This is a genomic window from Flavobacterium algoritolerans (genome assembly GCF_030010385.1).
In the GTDB taxonomy this organism is placed as follows: Bacteria; Bacteroidota; Bacteroidia; order Flavobacteriales; family Flavobacteriaceae; genus Flavobacterium; species Flavobacterium algoritolerans.
In genome coordinates this window covers 129,078-152,421 of the sequence record NZ_JASCRZ010000005.1, presented here as the reverse complement: position 1 = coordinate 152,421, position 23,344 = coordinate 129,078, and the positions used below count along the sequence as shown (strand labels likewise).

The 23,344-nt window shown below is 32.7% G+C and carries 23 protein-coding genes; all 23 read left to right on the top strand.

Annotated features, from left to right (window positions below):
* Nucleotides 1–103 precede the first annotated feature (103 nt).
* The 23 genes from QLS65_RS11870 (at nt 104) to QLS65_RS11760 (ending at nt 23,229) form a co-directional block, all read left to right on the top strand.
* Nucleotides 104–517 (top strand): hypothetical protein, encoded by a 414-nt coding sequence (locus QLS65_RS11870; protein ID WP_282717954.1) that lies wholly within the window; start codon nt 104–106, stop codon nt 515–517.
* Between the two features lie 242 nt (nt 518–759).
* On the top strand, nt 760–1,335 hold the full coding sequence (locus QLS65_RS11865) for a DUF4256 domain-containing protein (RefSeq protein ID WP_282711659.1): 576 nt from the start codon (nt 760–762) through the stop codon (nt 1,333–1,335).
* A gap of 805 nt (nt 1,336–2,140) precedes the next feature.
* Entirely contained in the window at nt 2,141–3,010 is an 870-nt protein-coding gene (locus QLS65_RS11860; protein WP_282717952.1) for an ABC transporter permease, read from the top strand.
* A 112-nt stretch (nt 3,011–3,122) separates the two neighbouring features.
* A complete protein-coding gene (locus QLS65_RS11855; RefSeq protein ID WP_282717950.1) occupies nt 3,123–4,385 on the top strand; it encodes an ABC transporter ATP-binding protein in 1,263 nt (420 codons plus the stop codon).
* 6 nt (nt 4,386–4,391) lie between these two features.
* Nucleotides 4,392–5,294 carry a class I SAM-dependent methyltransferase gene (locus QLS65_RS11850; RefSeq protein WP_282717949.1) on the top strand — a complete coding sequence of 301 codons (903 nt, stop codon included), beginning with the start codon at nt 4,392–4,394 and terminating at the stop codon, nt 5,292–5,294.
* The gene (locus QLS65_RS11845) at nt 5,291–6,184 is read left to right on the top strand and encodes an NAD-dependent epimerase/dehydratase family protein (RefSeq protein ID WP_282717947.1); all 894 of its coding nucleotides are present in this window, start codon (nt 5,291–5,293) and stop codon (nt 6,182–6,184) included. The genes QLS65_RS11850 and QLS65_RS11845 overlap by 4 nt, the downstream gene beginning before the upstream one ends.
* A gap of 56 nt (nt 6,185–6,240) precedes the next feature.
* Nucleotides 6,241–7,308 carry a glycosyltransferase gene (locus QLS65_RS11840; protein ID WP_282717946.1) on the top strand — a complete coding sequence of 356 codons (1,068 nt, stop codon included), beginning with the start codon at nt 6,241–6,243 and terminating at the stop codon, nt 7,306–7,308.
* Between the two features lie 12 nt (nt 7,309–7,320).
* Complete coding sequence (locus QLS65_RS11835) at nt 7,321–8,103, top strand: glycosyltransferase family 2 protein (RefSeq protein WP_282717944.1); 783 nt, start codon at nt 7,321–7,323, stop codon at nt 8,101–8,103.
* Nucleotides 8,104–8,110: 7 nt separating this feature from the next.
* Entirely contained in the window at nt 8,111–9,082 is a 972-nt protein-coding gene (locus QLS65_RS11830) for a glycosyltransferase family 2 protein (protein ID WP_282717942.1), read from the top strand.
* A 1-nt stretch (nt 9,083) separates the two neighbouring features.
* Nucleotides 9,084–10,037 carry a glycosyltransferase family 2 protein gene (locus QLS65_RS11825; protein ID WP_282717937.1) on the top strand — a complete coding sequence of 318 codons (954 nt, stop codon included), beginning with the start codon at nt 9,084–9,086 and terminating at the stop codon, nt 10,035–10,037.
* 10 nt (nt 10,038–10,047) lie between these two features.
* Nucleotides 10,048–10,830 (top strand): glycosyltransferase family 2 protein, encoded by a 783-nt coding sequence (locus tag QLS65_RS11820; protein ID WP_282717936.1) that lies wholly within the window; start codon nt 10,048–10,050, stop codon nt 10,828–10,830.
* The gene (locus QLS65_RS11815) at nt 10,830–11,690 is read left to right on the top strand and encodes a glycosyltransferase family 2 protein (RefSeq protein ID WP_282717935.1); all 861 of its coding nucleotides are present in this window, start codon (nt 10,830–10,832) and stop codon (nt 11,688–11,690) included. The genes QLS65_RS11820 and QLS65_RS11815 overlap by 1 nt, the downstream gene beginning before the upstream one ends.
* Before the next feature lie 2 nt (nt 11,691–11,692).
* Nucleotides 11,693–12,472, top strand: a complete 780-nt coding sequence (locus QLS65_RS11810; protein ID WP_282717933.1) for a glycosyltransferase family 2 protein — start codon at nt 11,693–11,695, stop codon at nt 12,470–12,472.
* Nucleotides 12,473–12,485: 13 nt separating this feature from the next.
* A complete protein-coding gene (locus tag QLS65_RS11805) occupies nt 12,486–13,445 on the top strand; it encodes a glycosyltransferase family 2 protein (RefSeq protein WP_282717932.1) in 960 nt (319 codons plus the stop codon).
* A 12-nt stretch (nt 13,446–13,457) separates the two neighbouring features.
* The gene (locus QLS65_RS11800; RefSeq protein ID WP_282717930.1) at nt 13,458–14,288 is read left to right on the top strand and encodes a glycosyltransferase family 2 protein; all 831 of its coding nucleotides are present in this window, start codon (nt 13,458–13,460) and stop codon (nt 14,286–14,288) included.
* Complete coding sequence (locus QLS65_RS11795; protein WP_282717928.1) at nt 14,285–15,205, top strand: glycosyltransferase; 921 nt, start codon at nt 14,285–14,287, stop codon at nt 15,203–15,205. Before QLS65_RS11800 ends, QLS65_RS11795 begins: the two co-directional genes overlap by 4 nt.
* Before the next feature lie 16 nt (nt 15,206–15,221).
* Nucleotides 15,222–16,370 carry a glycosyltransferase family 4 protein gene (locus QLS65_RS11790; protein WP_282717926.1) on the top strand — a complete coding sequence of 383 codons (1,149 nt, stop codon included), beginning with the start codon at nt 15,222–15,224 and terminating at the stop codon, nt 16,368–16,370.
* A complete protein-coding gene (locus QLS65_RS11785) occupies nt 16,371–17,264 on the top strand; it encodes a glycosyltransferase family 2 protein (protein WP_282717924.1) in 894 nt (297 codons plus the stop codon).
* Between the two features lie 107 nt (nt 17,265–17,371).
* Complete coding sequence (locus QLS65_RS11780) at nt 17,372–18,532, top strand: acylneuraminate cytidylyltransferase (RefSeq protein ID WP_282717923.1); 1,161 nt, start codon at nt 17,372–17,374, stop codon at nt 18,530–18,532.
* A complete protein-coding gene (locus QLS65_RS11775) occupies nt 18,525–19,400 on the top strand; it encodes an N-acetylneuraminate synthase family protein (protein WP_282717922.1) in 876 nt (291 codons plus the stop codon). The genes QLS65_RS11780 and QLS65_RS11775 overlap by 8 nt, the downstream gene beginning before the upstream one ends.
* A gap of 62 nt (nt 19,401–19,462) precedes the next feature.
* Nucleotides 19,463–20,860: a glycosyltransferase family protein gene (locus tag QLS65_RS11770; RefSeq protein ID WP_282717920.1), complete on the top strand. Its 1,398-nt coding sequence runs from the start codon at nt 19,463–19,465 to the stop codon at nt 20,858–20,860.
* 28 nt (nt 20,861–20,888) lie between these two features.
* A complete protein-coding gene (locus QLS65_RS11765; protein ID WP_282717914.1) occupies nt 20,889–21,794 on the top strand; it encodes a hypothetical protein in 906 nt (301 codons plus the stop codon).
* Nucleotide 21,795: 1 nt separating this feature from the next.
* A complete protein-coding gene (locus tag QLS65_RS11760) occupies nt 21,796–23,229 on the top strand; it encodes an MBOAT family O-acyltransferase (RefSeq protein ID WP_282717907.1) in 1,434 nt (477 codons plus the stop codon).
* Nucleotides 23,230–23,344: the final 115 nt, after the last annotated feature.

The following is a 23,344-nucleotide window of genomic DNA, read 5'->3' as shown; positions in this document are numbered from 1 at the left end:
GGTGCACGGTGATGTTATAGGCAAACAAGTTGGCAACCAAGTGATACGATTGACAAGAAATGAACTATAGAGTACATCAAACTTAATAACTAAAAAAACGAGTATGAATCCAATCATTAAAAACATTTTAGCACTCCTAGCAGGAATTGTCATTGGCAGTTCCGTAAATATGGGAATTATCCTGATTAGTGGTTCCATCATAGCTCCGCCAGAAGGTGCTGATGTTACCACTACAGAAGGTTTGAAAGCATCCATACATTTATTCCAACCCAAGCATTTTATTTTTCCGTTTTTAGCCCATGCGTTAGGGACTTTTGTGGGAGCATTTGTGGCAGCTTTACTAGCGGAAACCCATAAAATGAAATTGGCACTCAGTATTGGTGTCTTTTTCCTGTTGGGAGGGATTGTCAGTGTTTTTATGCTTCCTTCGCCCACTTGGTTTACTATTGTCGACCTAGTAGGAGCTTATATTCCTATGGCTTATTTTGCAGGTAGCTTAGTTGTGAAGCGGAAATGAATTTAAAAAACAAATGATACTATTTATTTCGGATCATTGCTGCGACCTCCCTTTGCTTTGGGGTTTAGCCTGCTACTGCTTTTTTTGGATTCTAGATCCAAATTCTTTTTGAAAGAATTTAGCTCTTTTTAAAGCTGCTACCTAGCGGAGATATTGATAGCGAGATTAAAAAATCGGGTAGCGCGAAATGGAAAATCAATTCCACGATTATTGTACGTCACTTAAAATAACACACTATGACAATGGGAAATAAAAAAGAGTTGTCGGCAGCACAATGTTCCGAACTACTCCACGTATTAGAGCATCGTTTTGAGAAAAACAGGAACCGCCACGAAGGTATTGAATGGGCTAGAGTACAAGCAAAGTTCGATGCTTCCGAAAGCTTCGGGATGGAAAAACTGTGGTCGCTGCATGAAATGGAAAGAACCGCTGGTGAACCTGATGTTGTGGGTTATGATATAGAGACAGATCAGTATGTTTTTTATGATTGTTCCGCACAAAGTCCTAAAGGTCGCAGAAGTATTTGTTACGATCCCGAGGCGCTGGAGTCAAGAAAAGAACATAAACCAGCAACGAGTGCTATTAGTATGGCTAATGCCATGGGCATTGAACTTTTAACTGCAGCGCAGTATCTAGAGTTGCAACAACTTGGAAATTTTGATACTACAACGTCGAGCTGGGTCAAAACACCTTCTGAGATTAGAAAACTAGGCGGAGCACTTTTTTGCGATTATCGCTACAATACTGTATTTGTGTATCATAACGGTGCGGAATCCTACTATTCTGCCAGAGCATTTCGTGGCTCGCTAAGGGTTTAATTATTGCACAAGCATTGCTTTTACATTTGAGAACGAAATCAAAGTTGTAAAGAATGTCCCGTCCTGAAATAACTATTCAGATTATTAAATACATCTTAAATTTGATTTTGCAACTTGTGATTTATTGATTGAAGATTTGTCGGAATGGAGTGGGGAAGTGGTGACAAAACTATATAATACAATTCTCTGAATCAAGAAGTATAGTGTGTAATTCGGGAATTACATACCTGATTTGGAGCTATTTTTAAAGCAAAAAGCATTACAATTACTTGCCATGCTTTTTATGTGCAGGTTCTTATTATTGAGTACTAACTGAACGAAATTTATTTTTAAGTTCGGAAAAAGGTTGCATCAAGTAAAAAATCCATTTGATTATTTGTATCCTATAAGCTATCTATGGCTTAGGTATGAATTGCTTTCAGAATTGTATTTTAGCTTATAATTTCCAACTATTATTTGATTCACCAAGTGAGTAAGATTGTTGTGAATTGCTGTGGTTATTTGTAAATGAATAGTATATTCGCTGAAAAATAACTCTTATTAACAGCTTAGCTTTGCCGGCAATACTGTTAGTAAGAGCAGCGAAGCGTATCCGGAAATTCCGTTGTTTTTGAAGATTATCATTTTGTTCGTTAATTAAAACAAGATATTGCCTCAAAACAAATACGATAGGAGTCCTTTTTTTAAGGAAAAACTAAGTGCAAATTATTTATATTTGCTTCGTAATGATACTCTTTAGTTAATAAAATATCTCTCGACTGTGCCTGAGTTGATAGAATTAACATCAGTGTTTTAACATCAATCCATGAACCACACCAAACATACAAATACCACATGGCTGTTTGAAATAACGCCAAAAAATAAATTCTTTTCGCTTAATCTTAAAGAAGTTTGGCAATACCGTGATTTGCTTATGCTTTTTGTAAAAAGGGATGTAGTGACCGTATATAAGCAAACGGTTTTAGGGCCATTATGGTACTTGATTCAGCCGTTGTTTACCTCAATTACTTTTACTATTGTTTTTAATAATCTTGCCGGAATCAGTACGGGAGTAGTACCTCCATTCTTATTTAATTTAGCTAGTATAACGGTTTGGAATTACTTTACTACATGTCTTAATGGTACCTCGAATACGTTTGGTAATAATGCAGGGATATTTGGAAAAGTCTATTTTCCACGCATCATTGCCCCTTTAACTGTAGTGATTTCTAACTTGATTAAGTTTGTTATTCAACTGTTAATTTTTTTGGCTTTTTATATCTATTTTTATTCTCAAGGGGCTTCTATTTATTTTACTGGAGCTACGGTATTTTTTCCGTTTATTATTGTATTAATGGGAGTGTTAGGTTTAGGTTTGGGAATGATTATTTCTGCCTTGGTCACTAAATACAGGGATTTGACTTATCTAATAGGTTTTGGAGTGCAGTTGTTGATGTATGTTTCAGCCGTAGTGTATCCTATGAATTTAATCCAAGAGAAAATGCCTGACTATGCCTGGATTGTCAAATACAATCCCCTTGCATATTGTATTGAAACAACACGCTATATGTTATTGGGTGTTGGAGAATTACCTGTTTGGGGGATGATTTATACCCTTACAGTTACGGTCGTTGTTTTTTTTATTGGCCTTTTATTATTCAACCATACTGAAAAAAGTTTTATTGATACTGTATAGTTGTCAGTAATCAGGTCAAAAAATCTATTATTATTATTATTATTATTATTATTATTATTATTATTTAAAATTGTCAATTGATTTATTAGACGATTAACCAAATAAACCTCCATTGAAAGATATTATATTAAAAGCCGAAAACATCTCAAAGCAATATCGCTTAGGTCAAGTAGGTACTGGAACGTTAACGCATGACTTGAACCGTTGGTGGCATCAGCTTCGCGGGAAAGAAGATCCGTATTTAAAAATTGGCGATACGAATGATCGCACTACCAAAGGTGAAAGTGATTATGTTTGGGCGCTACAGGATATCAATTTTGAGGTGGAACGTGGTGAGGTAATTGGGATTATTGGAAAAAATGGAGCAGGAAAATCTACTTTATTAAAGATTTTATCCCGCGTTACAGCACCTACCACGGGCAGTATAAAGTTTGGTGGTCGCGTGGCTTCTTTGCTAGAAGTGGGTACTGGATTTAACGGTGAAATGACAGGTAGAGAAAATATTTACCTGAATGGCGCTATCTTGGGCATGACCAAAAAAGAAATCACAGCTAAACTGGATGAAATCATAGATTTCTCTGGTTGTGAACGCTATATTGATACACCTGTAAAGCGGTATAGCAGCGGGATGTATGTGCGTTTGGCTTTTGCTGTTGCGGCATTTCTAGAACCTGAAATTTTGATTATTGATGAGGTATTAGCTGTAGGTGATGCTGAATTCCAGAAGAAAGCCATTGGGAAAATGCAGGATATTTCCAGAACGGGCGGTAGGACAGTTTTGTTTGTGAGTCATAATATGGCGGCTATTAAACAATTGTGTACTAAAGCCATAATGATGGAAAACGGTATGATTGTTTTTGAAGGTAAAACAGATGATGGAATAGATTATTATTTACAATCCAATCAATATGAAGGTTATAAAGGGAATTATGTAAATAATGATGTAAAAGAATCAGGATTTACTAGTTTATCTTTAGTTGATGAGATGAGAGTAAACCGAACTGAGTTTGGTTTTGATGAAATGATTGCTATAAAAATCACAGTAAAAATTGCCAAAAAACATCTTAGTGCATACTTAAGTTTTAGAGTTATAGATAAAAATGATTTAATAGTTTTTACATCAGAAGTTAAAGTTAATGATTATTTAAATAAAAATGATTTATTTGATTTTATAACTTTTCTTCCTAGAAAATTTCTAGTTCCAAATAATTATTCTCTAACTTTTGGGTTGCATATTCCTAACATAGAGTTGTTAGATTTTCAAGAAAAATGTTTGTCTTTTCAGATTGTCGAAACTGGAAGTGACTTTCATATTTATGGAACCGCAGATTATGGCTGCGTAATTGTTAACTGTGAATGGGAATTAAATAATTAAAAGATAATGCTCAAAAAAATAATCAAAAAAATACATCGATATTATTTAAATCAAGATATTAAGAAAGAAAAAAAGTATCAAGAATTAAAAAACAAATTTTTTTTTAATAATGGTCAAATTCCTTGGTCTGAAGGGTATTATGAACATAAAAGAGAATCGATTACTAAATTTATAAATGATGATTCCGTTTTAAAATCATTTAAAAATAGAACCGTGCCTGATAATTATGGTTTCCGCTTAGATGAAAGAATTGTAGAGTATCCTTGGATTTTTGCAAATATTCAAAAAGACAAAACTATTTTTTTAGATGCGGGTTCAACATTCAATTTTGATTATTTATTGAGTAATGAATTAATCGAAAACAAAGAAAAGTATATTTATACCTTTTATCCAGAAGGCAAGAACTATAACGAAAAAAAAATATCTTATGTCTACGGTGATTTAAGAGAATTACCTTTTAAGAATGATTTTTTTGAAGAAATTGTTTGTCAATCTACGATTGAACATATTGATATGGATAATTCAATATATGGATATGATTTAAAATCAACTTTGGACTTAGTTACAAATAAAAGCTATGAATATCTAAAAGTAATTGATGAATTATTGAGAGTATTAAAAACTAATGGACAATTATTATTGACATTCCCTTATGGTAAATTTGAAAATCACGGTTTTTTTCAACAGTTTGATAATGAAATGGTAAAAAAAATTATTCAAAAAATAGACCGTTTAGGGGAATATGAATTGACTTTTTTTAAATATTTGTCAGAAGGCTGGGTTATAGCATCACAAGAGGATTGTAATGATTCGGAATCATTTAATCCTCATACTCAAATTGGGAAGAAAGATGATTTTGCAGCTCATAGTAGAGCAATTTGTTGTATGAAATTTATTAAAACAAAATGAAAATCTTAATCATAGGTTCTAGGGGATTTATAGGAAGTCACTGCGTAGCATATTTTGAGTCTAAAAACTTCGAAGTATGGCAAGCCGATGTCAACGAATCATCGGTTGAGAATTTTTATAAAATAAATCGTCAGAATTCGGATTATTCCATATTATTTAAAGAACATCAATTTGATGTTTGTATTAATGCTTCGGGTTCTGCTCATGTAGGTTTTTCGTTTGAGAATCCTTCCAAAGATTTTGAACTCAATGTGGTCAATGTTCAAAAAATATTAGTGGCTATTCGGGATTATAATCCGGAATGTAAGTTTATCAATTTTTCAAGCGCAGCTGTATATGGCAATCCAAAAACATTGCCTATTACTGAAAATACATCTTGCAAACCATTATCACCTTATGGTTTTCACAAACTGCAAAGCGAGTTGCTGCTTACTGAGTATCATAAATTTTTTGGTTTAAACACCTGTAGTTTACGGGTTTTTTCCGCTTATGGACCTGGGTTAAAAAAGCAATTATTTTGGGATTTATACCAGAAATCTCTTCAAAGTGATGTGATTTCACTTTTTGGAACAGGAAATGAAACTAGGGATTTTATTTACATTGATGATTTATTGCAAATTATTGATTTAGTTATTCAGCATTCAACTTTTAAAGGTTCCATCTATAATGTTGCCAGTAATGTTGAAACTACAATTGCTGAGGCGGCACATGGTTTTATTAAGGTTTTTTCTCCAGAAAAGGAAATAGTATTTAATGAAGAAATTAAAGTAGGAGATCCATATAATTGGCTTGCTGATATGCAAATCCTAATAGAAAAAGGGTTCCAGCCTCAATTTAATTTACATTTAGGATTAAAAAAATATGTAGCATGGCTCAAGGAAAGCGAATAGGAATTATTTACAGTTACAATGAAGATTGGATTGGTGGTGCCTATTATATCCAGAATTTGATTCGTTCGCTAAATTATCTTCCCAAAACAGAACAAATTCAATTACATATTTTAGCCAGTGATAAACAAGTTTTCGAAGAATTAAAAAAAGTTACGGGATACCCAAAAATGAAATTTGTTAGTCATGCTATTCACTATAATAAAATGGAAACATTTATTAATAGGGTTTCTTTTAGAATTATGAAAAAGAAACTAATTTCAAAAAAAATAGAGTTAGAATGGTTATTCCCCCTTTTTGATGTTCCAAATCATTTGAAGCATATAAATGATTTAGTGTTTTGGATACCTGATTTACAAGAAAAATTTCTTCCTAATTTTTTTTCAAAAGAAGATGTAAAAATGCGTCATGAAAGGTATCTTAATATGATTCAGTTAAATCATAAAATTGTTTTTAGTAGCCAATCAGCTTTAAATGATTTTGATACGTTTTATCCCGATTCAAAAAACGAAAAAAAAGTACTGCAGTTTGCAGTTGTGCATCCGGATTTAATGAAGGCTGACATAAAAGTTGTTAAAGAAAAATACAGGATTACAGGAGATTATTTTTTCTCGCCTAATCAGTTTTGGCAACATAAAAATCATATTTCCATAATAGAAGCGGTTAAGATTTTAAAGGATAAAGGGGTTGTTGTAAAAGTTGTTTTTACAGGTAAAGAGTATGATTACAGGAATCCTGAATATACTAGTAATTTGAAGCAAAAAGTTATAGACTATAAATTAGAAAATGAAATACTGTTTTTAGGTTTTATAGATAGGATAGATCAACTTGTTTTGATGAAAAATGCGCAAGCAGTTATTCAACCTTCTTTGTTTGAAGGGTGGAGTACTGTAGTCGAAGATGCAAAAGCACTAAACCAAACTTTAATTGTTTCAAATATTGCTGTTCATCAAGAACAGTTAGGGGATAAAGGCTATTTTTTTTCTCCAAACAATTATAACGAATTAGTTCAAAAAATGGTTGAAGTAATAAACAACCCAATATGTAAATTAAAGTATGATTTATCATACATTGAAAATATAAAACAGTTTGCTTTAAAGTTAAAGATGTTGACAAATAATAATTAACCTTTAATTAAAATGAATAAGAAACTTTCCATCATAACTATCAATTACTATAACCTTCTTGGTCTGAAAAAAACCATAGAAAGTGTCACAAGCCAAACGTGGCAAGAGTTTGAGTACATTGTTATTGATGGCGGTTCAACGGATGGAAGCGCTGAATATCTAGAAAGTCAAACCGATAACATTACGTATTGGGTTAGTCAACCTGATAAAGGGATTTACAATGCGATGAACAAAGGGATTGCAAAGGCTACTGGAGAATATTTACTTTTTTTGAATAGTGGAGATCATTTTAGTGATACTTTTTCGTTACAAAAAGTCCAAAATCACCTCATAAATGAGGATGTTATTTATTTTAATATTGATGTTATAGATAACGGAAGCTCATACGTATTAGAGAATCCTGCAGTTATGTCATTTTCTTATTTGTATAATGATTTACCTTGTCATCAATGTACATTTATACATCAATCCGTCTTTGAGAGAGTGGGTTATTATGACGAAAGTTTAAAAATAGTGGCTGATTGGAAGTTGTTGTTACAGGCTATACTAAAATACAATGTAACCTATCGAAAGGTAGATGATGTTTTTTCGACTTTTTACAAAGACGGAATCAGTTCGTTACCAGAAAATCAATCTATTATAGAAGCTGAAAGAACTCAGGTTTTAGAAACAGAATTCCCGGTACTCCTGGATGATTTGAACGAGTATTTTCTTCAGCAAAGAATCATTCGAAATCTAAGGAAATCTCGAAAAATTAATTGGTTAATTAAGTTAGGCTTGTTAGATAAATTTTAAGATTATTATGGACAATCATTTCACCCTTTCGGTTATTATTCCGGTTTACAATTGCGAACGCTTTATTCAGAAAACGATAGCCTCCGTAATTGCACAACCCGAAGTGACTGAAATTGTGGTTGTCAATGACGGCAGCACTGATAAAACTGGATTGCTTTTGGACCAATTGCAAAAACAAATTCCTATTCTTAAAATATTCCATCATCAAAATAAATGGAATAAAGGACGTTCTGCCAGTAGAAATCTTGGTATACAAAAAGCAACAGGAAATTTCATTGCTTTTTTGGATGCCGATGATTATTTTTTACCCAATCGCTTTACAAATGATATCAAATTTTTTCAAGAAAATGATAACTGTGATGGGGTTTATAATGCTATTGGAGCACATTTTTATAAAGAGGTTGGCATAGTGGAGCATGACAGACTTGGATTATACACGGTTACCGAAAAAATAAAGTCAGAGAAACTTTTTGAAACCTTGTTTTCAGGAAAGAAAGGTCATTTTTCAATAGATGGGCTAACAGTGAGAAAATCAGTTTTTGATACGATTGGTTTTTTTAATGAAGCTTTAGACGTTATGGAAGATACCGATGTTTTTTGGAAAATGGCTTTAAAATGTAATTTGCTAACTGGAATTATTGACCAACCGGTAGCGATGCGTGGGGTACATGATAGCAATGTTTTTGATCAGACGGATTTGTATAAAAAGAATATAATTCCACTCTATGAGTCCTTGTTAGTTTGGTGTAGTAAAAACAAAATTGCATCGAATACAATTGATATTCTATTAAAAACGATTTGGATTATAAAGCATAAAGAAAAGAACAAATTATTTCAAGATATAGGCTATTGGGCAAAATTATTTTTCCCCCATCCCCAACTGTTTTTTTCAATTTTAAGTGTCAAATATTTCCCTGTAATTAGGCTTAGAAAAGAACTTTTTCCATTTTTATATCCCAAAACTATAAACCAACAATAAAATGCTTTTTTCCGTATCAGTAATTATTCCGGCATATAATGTGGAGCAATTTATAGAAGCAGCAATTGTTTCTGCAGTCAAACAGCCTGAAGTGAATGAAGTTATTGTTGTTGACGATGGGAGTACAGATAACACGTTGCAAATTATTAAAACCTTGCAAGTGTCAAGTGCTAAAATCAAAATTTACCATCATGAATATCATATTAACAAAGGCCGTTCTGCCACTAGAAATTTAGGTATTAAAAATAGCAGTGAAGATTATATCGCATTTCTGGATGCCGATGATTTTTACTTACCCAATCGTTTTATTAATGATAAAAAGGTATTTCAAGAGGATACAAAATGTGAAGGAGTTTATAATGCCGTTGGATTTCATTTTTATAGAGCACTAAATCCTTTGGAAGAAGGAACATTTAAATTGAGCACTGTTTCTCAAAAAATAAAATCGGAAGAACTTTTTGACGCCGTGATTTCGAGTAAATTTGGGTATTTGCATTTAGATGGATTGACGGTTAAAAGATCAGTTTTTGATAGGATAGGCTATTTTAATGAATTGTTGTCAGTTGCTGAGGATTCGGATATTATTTATAAAATGGCCCTAAAGTGTCGTTTAGAATCTGGAATTATTGATATTCCTTTGGCCAAAAGAGGGATTCATGAAACTAATATTTTTAACCAAGAAGCTATTTATAAAATATACAATATCAAGTTGTATGAATCTACTATTTTCTGGAGTTGTAAAAATGGCATTTCGATTCATCATATTGATAGCACTCTAAACTGGTTATGGGTTTTTAAATTTAGGGAAAACAACAGCTTGATTATTGATACTTTGTATTGGGCTTCCGTTTTTTTTACAAATCCCAAAATTTTATTTACCTATTTAAGTATCAAATATTTTCCAATAATTAGACAAAGACAAATCCTTTTTCCATTTTTGTACCGAAAGAACTAAAAACTAACATTTGAAACCTAAAATTTCCATCATCACCATCAATTATAACAATCTGGAAGGATTGCAAAAAACGATTGAGAGCGTTTCCAGTCAGACGTGGCAAGCGTTTGAGCATATCATTATTGATGGCGGTTCCTCAGATGGAAGTGTGGCGTATATAGAAAGTAAATCGGATCAATTTGCGTATTGGGTCAGTGATCCAGACAAAGGAGTTTATCATGCCATGAACAAGGGAATCGCACAAGCCTCCGGAGATTATTTACTTTTTTTGAACAGTGGTGATCATTTTTTTTCAACTAAAGTATTGGAACAAAATCATGAGGAAATTAAAAATGTGGCTATTATTTATTTCAATTTGCAAGTGGTAGAAGGACATAAAGTTTTTATTAAAGAATATCCTGAATTACTCTCTTTTTCCTATTTTGTAAAAGATACCTTGCCGCATCCAGCTACTTTTATAGCTAAAGAGGCTTTTGAAAAAACAAATTTGTATAGTGAAGATTTTAAGATACTTTCAGATTGGAAGTTTTTTTTAGACAGTATTTGTAAATATAATTTAACCTATAAAAAAATGAACACGACTTTGTCTACTTTTTATATTGGCGGAATGAGTTCAAATCCTGCGAACAGAGCAATAAAACAGGCTGAAAAGCAACAGGTATTACAACAGGATTATGCCGCTTTTGTACAAGATTTAGACGATGTTATTCTTTATAAAGAAATTGTCACTACTTTTAGAAAATCCCGAATTATTAGATTGTTAGTAAAATTAAGATTATTAAACCAGTTTTAATGATGAGCGTACAAGTCTCTATAATTGTTCCCTGCTACAATCAAGCGCATTTTTTGAAAGATTCGCTGCAATCCGTTTTGGACCAAACGTATTCCCGTTGGGAATGTATTATTGTCAATGATGGTAGCCCAGATGATACGGAAAGTATTGCTCAAAAATGGTGTGCTTTAGATAGCCGATTTAAGTATCTTAAAAAAGAAAATGGAGGGCCATCAAGTGCCAGAAATGCTGGAATACAAATTAGTGAGGGAGATTTTATCCTTCCATTAGATGCTGATGATTGTATTAGTAGTGTTTTTTTAGAAAAGTTAGTTCCACAGTTATTAGATGATGAATCTTTGGGAGTTGTTTCCTGTTATACTAAGTTTTTTAGTAAGAACGTTGAGAATACATCTTTCAATTTAAAACCTAGAGGGGCAAATTGGATATATTTATTATATGTTAATCAATTAGTAGCAACTTCATTGTACCGAAAAAAGTGTTGGGAAGAAGTTGATGGTTATGATGAATCAATGAAAAAAGGCTTTGAAGATTGGGAATTTTGGATAGCAGTTACTAAGCGAGGTTGGAATTATAAAATTATACAAGAATTTTTGTTTTTCTATAGAAAGGCAAAAAGATCTAGACAGGTAGACACAATAACTAATCACTTTGAAACTTCTAGAGAATATATTTGTAAAAAACATAAAGAACTATATATTCAAGATTTTGATAATTGTATGACTGTTCTTTTTTTTGAGCTAAACGAGCATAGAACTAGTAAAATGGAAATAAAAAACTCATTAGAATATAAAATAGGTAAAATGATCACGAAGCCTTTTAAAATTATTTCAAAACTGTTTTTCTATCCAAAAGTATAGCTATGATTTCAGTTGTTATCAGAAATAAAAATCAATCTGTAGCCCTTTCTTTTTTATTGAAAAATTTGACAGAAAGGTACGCAAAAGATGTTGCAGAAATAATCGTTGTGGATAATTTGTCAACTGATTCCAGTAAGGAAATTTCGAAAAAATTTGGTGCACGGTTTGTTAGCATCGAAAATTTTAGTTTTGGTGGGAGTGCTAATGTGTGCGCTAGAGAAGCTCAATTTCCTATAGTAGTTATTTTTAGTGCACATTCGTATCCTGTTAGTCATGATTTTTTTAGCTTGATACAAGCGAAATTTGATGGTAATCCTAATTTAGCCGGATTACGTTGTTTGCATAGCACTAATGATTATAAAAATTTTATTAATAAAACACCTGCTACAATTGATCCTAATAAGTCAGGGTTGATTTTTTCAGGCTCGGCTTTCAGTAGGGCAGTTTGGGAAAAACATCCTTTCAGGGAGGATGTGGCTACTTTTGAAGATAAAGAATGGACCACTAGAGTTTTAAAAGTAGGATATGCTATTGATTTTGTGGAGTCAATATTTTGTTATGAGATTAAACGAACTAGAAAGCAATTGTTTTTCAGGTTCAAAAATGATGTAATTGGTAATTATCAATTGTGGCATGAGGAAATTAGAATCGGCAGTACTATTAAGGGATTCCTGTCAGGTATTTTTTATTTAATGAAATCTTTTGTCTTAGATTTGTGGTATATACTTTTACGGTTTTTATATCTAATAAAATTTAGGTGTAACAAGCCTAATAAATTCTAGTAAACTTTTTAAAATGAATTCAAAGTTAATTTCTATAATTATCCCTATTTACAACCGTGCCCATTTGATTCGTGAAACATTGGATAGTATAATAGCACAAACTTATTCAAATTGGGAATGTATTATAGTCGATGATGGAAGTACTGATGATTCAAGGGTAGTAACTCTTGAATATGTTGAAGCCGATGATAGATTTACTTTTTATGATAGACCAGATGATAAGTTAAAAGGGCCAAGTTCTTGTAGAAATTATGGATTTACATGTAGTAAAGGATACTATATTCAATTTTTTGACAGTGATGATATAATGCATCCGAATCATCTTAAATATAAAATTGAAAGTATAGGGAATGCTGATTTTGTAGTTTGTAAGCTAAAAGAGTTTAATATTAAATTCAATAATGAATTTAATGTAATTAATGATAAAGAAAACAATATTTATACAGAGTCAATATTTGAAGATTTTGTAATGGAAATTTTTCCTATGATGATGGTGATGCCAATGTGGAAAAGAAAATCAATTTCACCTTATATGCCAATCCGTGAAGATATGAATCTTTTAGAAGACCATGAATTATTCGCTAGAGCACTTTTTGAATTAAAAGAGTATGTAATAATAAATAAAACATTGATTTTTTATAGAGTAGGTTTGAATTCGCTAATAGATTCATTTCTTAAAGATATTGAATTTGGTATACGTTCATTTATTGAGGCTAAAAAAACAGTATTAAGTTTAATAAATTCAAAAAAAGTAAAAATATCAGTATTAAAGTCAGTCTTATTTTTATTTAGATTAGGTGTGGCGCAGAAGAAATATAAAGGGTGTCAGATTTGTTTGGATTTTATTAAGTCGGAAAACTTATGTTATAATTTTCAACTGAAAATTAAATTAATTCGAATTGTTTTTTTTTATACTATTTTTAAGTTCTTTGGCCGTGGTGAGACACGATTTAAGCGTTTATTGAAATTTTAATTTATTTATGATATGGTCAAACCAGTAGTTTCTATCATTGTTCCTTGTTATAACCAAGGTCAGTATTTGGATGCTGCTTTACAATCTGTTGTAGAACAAACCTATCAAGATTGGGAGGCAATTATTGTTAATGATGGTTCGTTAGATCATACTGAGGAAGTAGCGTTTCAGTGGGTAAACAAGGACAAAAGGTTTATTTACTATGCAAATGAAAATCAAGGCTTGGTGAAAACTCGAAATTTTGCAATATCTAAGGCAAAAGGGAAGTATATTTTGCCATTGGATTCAGATAATCAGTTAATTAATGATTTTATAGAAAGTGCAGTTAATGCTTTTGTGCAAAATAAAAAAATAGGTGTAGTTCACGGTGATGCTATTTTTTTTGGACTCAAGGAAGGATATTGGAAAGTACCGCAATATAACTATGAAAAGATGTTAGTTGATAACATTATAGATTCGTGTGCTATTTATAAAAAATCACTTTGGGAAGCTGTTGGAGGGTATGATGTAAATTTACCGCACAACGGGTTAGAAGACTGGGAATTTTGGATAGCATTAGGGAATTTAAACACTGTTTTTCATCATTTAAATAAAGTGACATTTAAATATTTTGTTGCTCCTAATTCTATGATAAAAAACTTTACGGATGATATGGCAATGGATACGAGGAATTATCTGGTCAGAAAATATTTTAAGCAATATAGAGCACATTACGAAAAGTTATATCACGAAAATAGAGAGTTAAAAGGGATTCTCAAAAATAAAAAGTTTATCATTAATTTAGTTGTTAAAAAAATTAGTGGGTTTACCATTTTTAAATCAAAAGGGAATAATTACTTATGAATGTAATAACAGTTAGTGTCTTTATCCTTACCTACAATCAAGAGCAGTATATTGCTCAAACATTGGAGAGCATCATAAATCAAAAGACAAACTTTTCTTTTCAATTGGTTATTGGAGAAGATTGTAGCACGGATGGAACAAGAGCGATTTGCGATAGTTATGTTCAGAAATTTCCTTCTCAAGTAAAATTATTACCAGCACAAAACGAAAATATTGGGTTGATTAGTAATTATATGCGCACTTTTGCGGCTTGTGATGGTAAGTATGTTGCGATTTGTGATGGTGATGACTATTGGGTTGACGATTTAAAATTGCAAAAACAAGTTGATTTTTTAGAACAAAATAAAGGATATGATATGGTTTATACCGCCTACCAAAGGTTGTACCCTAATGGTGATTTAAAAAAATATTCTTATCATTTAGATAAAGCTATACTGGGCTTTGAGGATTTAATTATGGATAATTTTATAGCTTCGGTAACGGTACTTTTTAGAAATAGAAAAACACAGGATGAACAATTGCCTTATTGGATACGCAATTATCCTTTTGGTGATTGGCCTACTTATCTTTGGACCATTAAAGAAGGGGGTAAAATACATTATATGAATGATGTTACTGCTGTATATCGGATGGATATAGGAGTTTCTGCCCACTACATTAAAAAAAACAGTACTTATCTAAAGCTTTTGCTACGACTTTTGTATGACGTACGTATTGATTCACAGTTTTCAAGTCAAAAGGCAAACATTGAGAATAGTATAGTTAATAAGAAGCTGAATTTAATGACCAGTTTAAATCGCGAACAAAGCTACGGGGAAGGTTTTTTGTTTTTTTCTAAAATGCTTCCTAATTTCCCCACTAAGTGGCAATTATTAAAATTATACGGGTATTCTATTTATAAAAGTTTTGTAAATTAATTTAAGCAATCATTACATGAAAATACTAATGGTTTCCATACCTAATCATCATTTTTTTCAATGGGTCAACCAATTGGAAGGGGTTGGCTTCGAGGTGTACTGGTTTGATAGTACCGATGGTGGTCCAAAGGTAGAAAGAATTAAATGGGTAAATCAAATTAAAGGTTGGAAACTGAGGTGGGATTTTCCTTTTCGAAACCGCATCAAGGAGGCTTTTCCCAGTTTGTATGAGACTATGCAATGGTATAACGAGCGGTCTATTCAAGATGTTTTTGAGCAAAAGTTAGAAGAAATCAAACCAGATATAGTACATTGTTTTGAAATGAAATTAGGAGGTCTCCCTATTTTAGACAGCATGCAAAAATACAAGGAAATTCCTTTTGTTTATTCCTCATGGGGTAGTGATATTTTTTATCATAAAGAAATTGGGATTCCACAAACAAAATTCCAATCGTTTTTGAGGCGAATAAATTATATCATTACCGATTGCAAGCGAGATTATGAAATTGCAAAAAATAATGGATTTGTAAATGAATTGTTGGGTGTGTATATTGGAAATGGAGGTTTAGATATTGATAAAACCAAAATTAAAGCAGTTAATGATAGAAATACGATTCTTATAAAAGGATACGATGATGGGGTAGGGAAAGCCTGCGAGATTATCGAGGCGCTAGCCCTAGTTTCTTTTGCGGTCCTACAACATTATAAAATTATAGTGTACAGCTGCGATCAAGTAGTAGCCGATGCTATTGCGAATAATTCGTTTTTTACAAACCTAGATGTAACGATTTATAAAAGAGGACAATTTGTAGCCAATGCAGATTTGTTAGGGTATATGGGACAAAGTGCGATTCATATCGCCAATAGTTTGTCAGATGGGTTACCAACTAGCTCTGTCGAAGCCATGGGTATGGGAGCATTTCCTATACAATCCAACCCAGGTGCTGTATCTGAGGAGGTCATAACCCATGGTGTAAATGGTTTTTTGATCGAAAATCCTTTTGATACGGCCGAAATAGCCCGTTTAATTATCGAGGGATTAACTAGAGTAGTCTTGCGAGAAACAGCACAACGATATAATGTTAACTATGTTGATGCGCATTTTAATAGAGCGAAACTCCAATCAAAAATTATAGCTTTGTACCAAAACGTTAACCTACTCTAAATGCAAGTATCAATCCTTATTTGTACTAAAAATAGACGGTCAGACTTAGAATTGACTTTAAATAAGATAGGTTATTTGATTGATAATATATCTGTAGAATGTATTGTTTATGATGACGGTTCATCAGATGGTACTTACGAATTTGTGGTTGAAAATTACCCAACAATAATACTAAAAAGGAATTCAGTATCTAAAGGCCTCATTTATTGTAGGAATGAAATGTTAAATAGCACACAAGCGGATTATGCAATTTCATTAGATGATGACGCTCATTTTATTACTGAATATCCATTAGAAGCTATTTGTAACTATTTCGAATCAAATCCTAAATGTGGTTTGATTGCATTACGAATATATTGGGGTTTGTCAACTCCAGCTTTATTAACTTCCAGTGAACTTCCAGAGCGAGTACAGGGATTTGTAGGTTGTGGTCATGTGTGGCGCATATCAGCATGGAAAAACATTCCTAATTATCCTGCTTGGTTTGTTTTTTATGGAGAAGAAAATTTTGCTTCCTACCATTTGTTTAAAAAAAATTGGGAGGTACATTATTTGCCAGACGTTTTAGTCCACCATAGAGTAAGCTTGAAATCCAGAAAAAATAATTCTGATTATACGATTAGATTGAGACGCTCTTTACGAGCAGGTTGGTTTTTATTTTTTTTATTTGATCCACTGCATCTTATTCCTAAGAAAATGGCATATTCACTATGGATTCAACTTAAGATGAAAGTTTTAAAGGGTGATTTTAAGGCCTTGCTAGCAATTGTTTTGGCTCTGTTTGATTTAGTTTGGTCTATGCCTTTAATTTTGAAAAATAGAGATTCCTTGTCCATTAATGAATATACTAATTATCAAGAATTGAAAAGCACAAAAATTTATTGGAATCCTTAAAATTAGTTTAAAAGGATTTTTTAAATTTTGATGGTACGAATTAATATCAATGGATTATTTTAAATTTCTAAATCTGTATATTTGGTTTTTCAATAAAAAATTACAAAATGAAAAAAATAGGTATCATTCCGCTTCGCAAAGATTCTAAAGGAATTCCGGGGAAAAATAAAAAGAAAATGTTGGGACGTCCCTTGTTTTCCTGGGTACTTACTGAAGCTATTTTTTCTGATTTGGATGCCGTTTATGTGTTTACAAACGATACGGAAATCATTAGTTATGTAGAGCGAGAATATTCCTGGACCACTAAGGTTTTTGCTTTACTTCGTAACGAAGAAAACGCCAATGATACTGCTTCTACGGAGAGTACCATGATGGAGTTTTCTGAGAAAATTAATCATGATTATGCTGTTTTATGTTTGCTTCAAGCGACTTCCCCGTTGACAATGGCGGTAGATATCAATAAAGTATTGGATAAAATCATCTTAGAAAAATTTGATACTGCACTTAGTGTGGTAAAAACACATCGTTTTACCTGGAACAGTGAGGGCACCCCACAAAATTATGATGTATTCAACAGGCCCAGAAGACAAGATTTTGAAGGATTGTTAATAGAAAATGGTGCCGTATATGCCACTAAAAAAGAACTTTTTCTACATTCGAAAAATAGAGTAAGTGGTACTATTGGATTGGTAGAGATGCCGGAGGAAACGTTGATGGAGATTGATAGTCTTTCTGATTGGAATATTGTTGAAAATCTACTGATGGAACGACAAAAAGCAATGAAAACCAATCAAAGAATTCAATACTTGGTACTGGACGTTGATGGTGTTTTTACAGATGGAGGAGTCTATTATAATGAAGCGGGAGAAATGGCCAAAAAGTTTGATATGCGTGATGGTATGGGATTAGAAATTTTAAGAGAAAATAATGTGGAAGTGATCACGTTGACTTCTGAAAATTCTAAACTGGTTGCACAACGTATGGCGAAGCTCGAAATTAAAGAGGCGTTTTTTGGTGTCAAGGATAAATATTCTTTTTTAAAGCAATTCCTGGCCACTAAAAACAGTAGTTTTGGTGCGGTTGCTTATGTAGGTGATGATGTGAATGATTTGACTAATATGTGCAGTTCTGGCTGGTCTTTTGCTCCGGTAAATGCGACTGCTGTTGTGAAATTAAACGCTGATTTTGTACTAGGTACTGCTTCCGGAGCCGGAGCTATTAGAGAAGTTTGTGAAATGGTATTAAAGTATAATAAAAGATATGACTGAGTTTAAAAAACCTTACGTAATTGCTGAAATTGGCTGTAATCATAAAGGCGATATGGCAATTGCAAAAGAACTGATAAAGATTGCCAAGATATTTTGTAATGTTGATGCGGTAAAATTTCAAAAAAGAAACAATATCGAATTATTGACAGAGGCGCAATACAACGCACCGCATCCTAATGCCAGTAATTCATACGGAGATACGTATGGTGCGCACAGGGAATTCTTAGAGTTTGATGTGAATGAGCATCAGGAGTTAAAGGACTATTGTGAATCCATAGGGATTACCTATTCCACCTCAGTTTGGGACACGACTTCGGCCAAAGAAATAGCTTCACTGGAACCAGAATTTATAAAAATACCTTCTGCCTGTAATAATAATTTTGAAATGTTGGGTTGGTTGTGTGATCATTATAAAGGAGAAATTCATATTTCGACCGGAATGACCACTAAAGACGAAGCGGATACGCTAGTCAATTATTTTGTTGAAAAAGGCAGGAATAAAGACTTGGTGTTGTATAATTGTACTTCAGGCTATCCAGTACCTTTTGAGGATGTGTGTTTGTTAGATATTAATTTGCTAAAGCAAAAATATGGAAACACTGTAAAACATATTGGTTTTTCCGGACATCATTTAGGAATAGCGGTAGATATAGCAGCCTACACCTTGGGCGCCAACATTATTGAAAGACACTACACGATTGATCGTACCTGGAAAGGGACCGATCATGCTGCGTCATTAGAACCTATGGGATTACGGAAATTATCACGAGATTTAAACGCAGTTCATAGCGCTTTATCCTTTAAATCAAAGGATATTTTGCCTATTGAACAAGTGCAAAGAGATAAGTTGAAGAATAGGAAAGTATAGGGGAGTAAAGTTTATTTAAAAAATGTATTTCACATTTTATACATACGTTTCTAAGATAATTTATGAGTAAAAAAATATTTGTTTTTTTCCCCGATGGGGTGGGGTTGCGTAATTTTGCGTTTACCCAATTCAAAGCATTAGGAGAGCAAAAAGGACATCAGATTGTCTATTGGAATAATACCGTTTTTTCTTTAAAAGAGGAGTTGGGTTATGATGAGGTAAAAATTGACAACCATAGAATAAATCGCTTAACTCCAATCTATTCTAGAATTAGGAAACACATTGAATTGAATGTTTCTCAAAAGAAGTTTATGGATGACGTGTATCCTACCTATAAATTTCCTTTTAGCTATACTGGGTTAAAAAATACATTGATAACGCTTTATACAAAGTTGTTAATAGGACTGAATTCCTCGGAAAAAGGGATAGTCCGTATCCGAAAACGGATCAATAGTTTAGAACGTTCGACCGAAAAATACCACTATTGTAAAGCACAGTTGGAAGAACATCAACCGGATTTGGTGTTTTGCACTACGCAACGGGCTACGCAATCCATAAGTGCTTTATTGGCTGCTAAAGATTTAGGAATTCCTACTGTGGCTTTTGTCTATTCTTGGGACAATGTACCTAAGGCGATGCAAGTGGTTGAAACGGATTACTATTTTGTTTGGAGTGCTTTAATGAAATCGGAGGTTTTAAAATACTACCCATTTGTCAAGGAATCTCAAGTTGTTGTAACTGGGACACCTCAGTTTGAGCCGCATTACGACAGCCGATTGCTTCAAGAAAGAGCTGCGTTTTGTGCCGAGCATCATTTGGATGTTGATAAAAAATACATTTGTTATTCCGGTGATGATGAAACTACTTCGCCTTTAGATCAATATTATTTAGAAGATTTGGCTCATGCAGTACGCAGTTTAAATGCTAAAGGTAAAAATCTGGGAATTATCTACAGAAAATGCCCTGTTGACACTACCAGTAGATATGATGCAGTTCTTGCTGCTAATGCTGATGTAATTGTCGCAATAGATCCTATCTGGAAACCTATGGGAAAACAATGGAACGAAATTTTGCCTACTATAGAAGATTTAGCGCTCTTGTATAATGTTTGCGCGCATTCTGAATTGGTAACCAATGTATGTTCCTCAACAGTTTTTGATTTTGTGGCTCATGAAAAACCTTGTATTTACTTCAATTACGAGCAACCTCAATTAAAAAAAGGTATTCGGGACATCGGACAAAATTATAAGTATGTTCATTTTAGAAGTATGCCCAGTACTGAAGCAGCAGTGTTTTGTACCGATAAAAAACAGTTGGAAGATTTAGTCCATGAAATTTTGGAAGGAAATTTATCAAATGTTTCAGAAGGGAAAAAATGGTATGCAATTGTGGCTGGTCTAGCCCCAACACAAGCTTCAGAGAAGATATGGGATGGTATTGATGCAATTTTAAAAAGATAAAAATTTGAATTATTACTTTTAGTCCTTTATGAAAAAATTTGTAATTCAAATTATTGGTGTTTTAATTGTAACTCTAATGCTACTGTTGGTACTCGATTTTACGTATACCACTATTTATGAAAATGCTAAGCCAAGGACTAAATTCCAGTATTTAAGAAGTCTAAAAAGTACAAAAGTTAATTATATATTTTTAGGTTCATCAAGAGTTGAAAATGGAATTGATCCATTTATTGTAGAAAATAAAACTAAAAAAAAATGCATTAATTTAGGGTATGAAGCTGCTAAACTAGGAGATATTTTTACGGTTTTGCAATTATTGAAGTCGTATGCTATTGTCTCTGACACCGTATTTATTCAAGTTGATTATATCTTTGACATTAATGGGCACTCGATTAATTTACCGTATGAAATGACCCCTTTTGTCAAGGATAATCCAGTAACAAAAGATTATTTGCTTGATTATATAGGAAAAGACCCTAGCCTGTACTATGTTCCCTTTATAAGATATTGCGGAAGCGATCAAAAGATTGGATTCAGGGATGTTTTTGCTAATTTGGTTGGGAAGAAAACAACGGTGGTAGAAAAGAAAGGATATAGTCCTTTGGCACCAAGAATCAATGAAAGTATACACACGAAACATTTTTCTTTACCAGCTTCTATCGCATCACATAGTCCTTATTATGAAAAAATAAAAGAATATGGTGCTGCAAACAATATAAAAATTGTCTTCTTTTGTGCTCCTTTTTGTAAACATACCAAAAATTTGGATTACATAAAAAAATTAAAAACTAAAATCCCAAATTTATATGATTTTTCTAATGCTATAGAAGAGGATTCTATGTTTGTTAATTGTTTTCATTTGAATGAAATGGGGGCAAGTAAATTCACTGATATTTTAGTGGAAAAAATAATAAATAATAAAAATAAAATTTAGCATGTTTTTCAATTCTCTATCCTTCGCTATATTTCTACCTATCGTATTTGTGTTGTATTGGTTTGTTTTTAATAAAACTAAAAGTACCCAGAATGCCCTACTTATTGTAGCGAGTTATTATTTTTATTCCTGTTGGGATTGGCGTTTTTTATTTCTATTGGTTTTTTCTACTTTTTTGGATTATTACACTGGTATTCGAATCGAAAAAGCAAAAACTGAGACTGGACGTAAATTTTGGTTTTGGTTGAGCATCAGTATCAACCTTGGTTTTCTCGGCGTTTTTAAATATTACAATTTTTTTGCTGATTCTTTTTCTGAGTTATTGAATGGATTTGGATTACAAACAAGTCCTTTGTTGCTGAATGTAGTTTTACCTGTGGGTATTTCGTTCTATACCTTTCACGGATTATCCTATGTTATTGATATTTATTTAAAGCGTATAAAAGCTGAATACAACTTTGTGGACTATTCTTTGTTTGTCAGTTATTTTCCATTGCTTGTTGCCGGCCCCATAGAGAGAGCCACGCATTTATTGCCACAAGTAAAATTGAAACGTAACTTTGACTATCAAAAAGCCAAAGAAGGAATCTATCAGTTTATCTGGGGATTGGTCAAAAAAGTAGTTATTGCTGATACTTGTGCTACGTATGCGAATGCTATTTTTGATAATTACGAATCCATGAATTCGCTGTCATTGTTATTGGGAGCCGTTTATTTTGCGTTTCAGATATATGGTGATTTTTCGGGTTATTCGGATATGGCTTTGGGAATGTCAAAATTATTTGGAATCGATTTGTTACGTAATTTTAATTATCCCTATTTTTCTCGTGATATTGCTGAGTTTTGGCGTCGATGGCACATTTCGCTATCGTCTTGGTTTCGGGATTATTTGTACATTCCCTTGGGAGGAAGTAGTGGTGGTATGGCGATGAAAATTCGAAATACCTTTGTGATTTTTTTGGTTAGTGGGTTTTGGCATGGTGCGAATTGGACTTTTATTGCCTGGGGATTTATTAATGCGCTGTATTTTTTACCGTTGCTGCTTTTAAAAAAGAATCGGTCTAATATGGAAACGGTTTCATTGTATTGGAATTGGAACTCTTTTAAAGTAATTTTAAGTATGATTAGTACTTTTTCATTAACCTGTTTGGCCTGGGTTTTTTTCAGGGCAAAATCGATAGGAGATGCTTTTGATTATATTGGTCGTATTTTTACGAATCAGCGTTTTTTACCGCAGTATTTAGAAAATGAGCGGTATAATTATGAAATTGTTTTGTTGACCGGCATTTTTGTAGTAGTTGAGTGGAACAGCCGAACGCAGGTGGAACCCATTTCTGGAAGATACAGTAGTCTTAAATTAGCATTATGTATTGCAGCTATCGTTGCTTTAGGAACCTATTCTGATTATAAAGAATTTATTTACTTTCAATTTTGATATTAGTAAGGAGATTGATTGTAAGGAAGATCTAGATTGTAATTCGTTTCTACTTATTATACACTTTCGAAGTACTAAAGCGTCTCGACTGTACTTCGTCATCGCTTATTATAAA

Bases quoted from the DNA above. Each gene is read 5' to 3' on its own strand.
- QLS65_RS11780 (WP_282717923.1), top strand. From the start codon at position 17,372: ATGAAAAAAATAGGTATCATTCCGCTTCGCAAAGATTCTAAAGGAATT.
- QLS65_RS11810 (WP_282717933.1), top strand. From the start codon at position 11,693: ATGATTTCAGTTGTTATCAGAAATAAAAATCAATCTGTAGCCCTTTCT.
- QLS65_RS11845 (WP_282717947.1), top strand. From the start codon at position 5,291: ATGAAAATCTTAATCATAGGTTCTAGGGGATTTATAGGAAGTCACTGC.
- QLS65_RS11785 (WP_282717924.1), top strand. From the start codon at position 16,371: ATGCAAGTATCAATCCTTATTTGTACTAAAAATAGACGGTCAGACTTA.
- QLS65_RS11870 (WP_282717954.1), top strand. From the start codon at position 104: ATGAATCCAATCATTAAAAACATTTTAGCACTCCTAGCAGGAATTGTC.
- QLS65_RS11800 (WP_282717930.1), top strand. From the start codon at position 13,458: ATGGTCAAACCAGTAGTTTCTATCATTGTTCCTTGTTATAACCAAGGT.
- QLS65_RS11815 (WP_282717935.1), top strand. From the start codon at position 10,830: ATGATGAGCGTACAAGTCTCTATAATTGTTCCCTGCTACAATCAAGCG.
- QLS65_RS11850 (WP_282717949.1), top strand. From the start codon at position 4,392: ATGCTCAAAAAAATAATCAAAAAAATACATCGATATTATTTAAATCAA.
- QLS65_RS11775 (WP_282717922.1), top strand. From the start codon at position 18,525: ATGACTGAGTTTAAAAAACCTTACGTAATTGCTGAAATTGGCTGTAAT.
- QLS65_RS11795 (WP_282717928.1), top strand. From the start codon at position 14,285: ATGAATGTAATAACAGTTAGTGTCTTTATCCTTACCTACAATCAAGAG.
- QLS65_RS11865 (WP_282711659.1), top strand. From the start codon at position 760: ATGGGAAATAAAAAAGAGTTGTCGGCAGCACAATGTTCCGAACTACTC.
- QLS65_RS11765 (WP_282717914.1), top strand. From the start codon at position 20,889: ATGAAAAAATTTGTAATTCAAATTATTGGTGTTTTAATTGTAACTCTA.
- QLS65_RS11805 (WP_282717932.1), top strand. From the start codon at position 12,486: ATGAATTCAAAGTTAATTTCTATAATTATCCCTATTTACAACCGTGCC.
- QLS65_RS11770 (WP_282717920.1), top strand. From the start codon at position 19,463: ATGAGTAAAAAAATATTTGTTTTTTTCCCCGATGGGGTGGGGTTGCGT.
- QLS65_RS11830 (WP_282717942.1), top strand. From the start codon at position 8,111: ATGGACAATCATTTCACCCTTTCGGTTATTATTCCGGTTTACAATTGC.
- QLS65_RS11860 (WP_282717952.1), top strand. From the start codon at position 2,141: ATGAACCACACCAAACATACAAATACCACATGGCTGTTTGAAATAACG.
- QLS65_RS11825 (WP_282717937.1), top strand. From the start codon at position 9,084: ATGCTTTTTTCCGTATCAGTAATTATTCCGGCATATAATGTGGAGCAA.
- QLS65_RS11835 (WP_282717944.1), top strand. From the start codon at position 7,321: ATGAATAAGAAACTTTCCATCATAACTATCAATTACTATAACCTTCTT.
- QLS65_RS11790 (WP_282717926.1), top strand. From the start codon at position 15,222: ATGAAAATACTAATGGTTTCCATACCTAATCATCATTTTTTTCAATGG.
- QLS65_RS11760 (WP_282717907.1), top strand. From the start codon at position 21,796: ATGTTTTTCAATTCTCTATCCTTCGCTATATTTCTACCTATCGTATTT.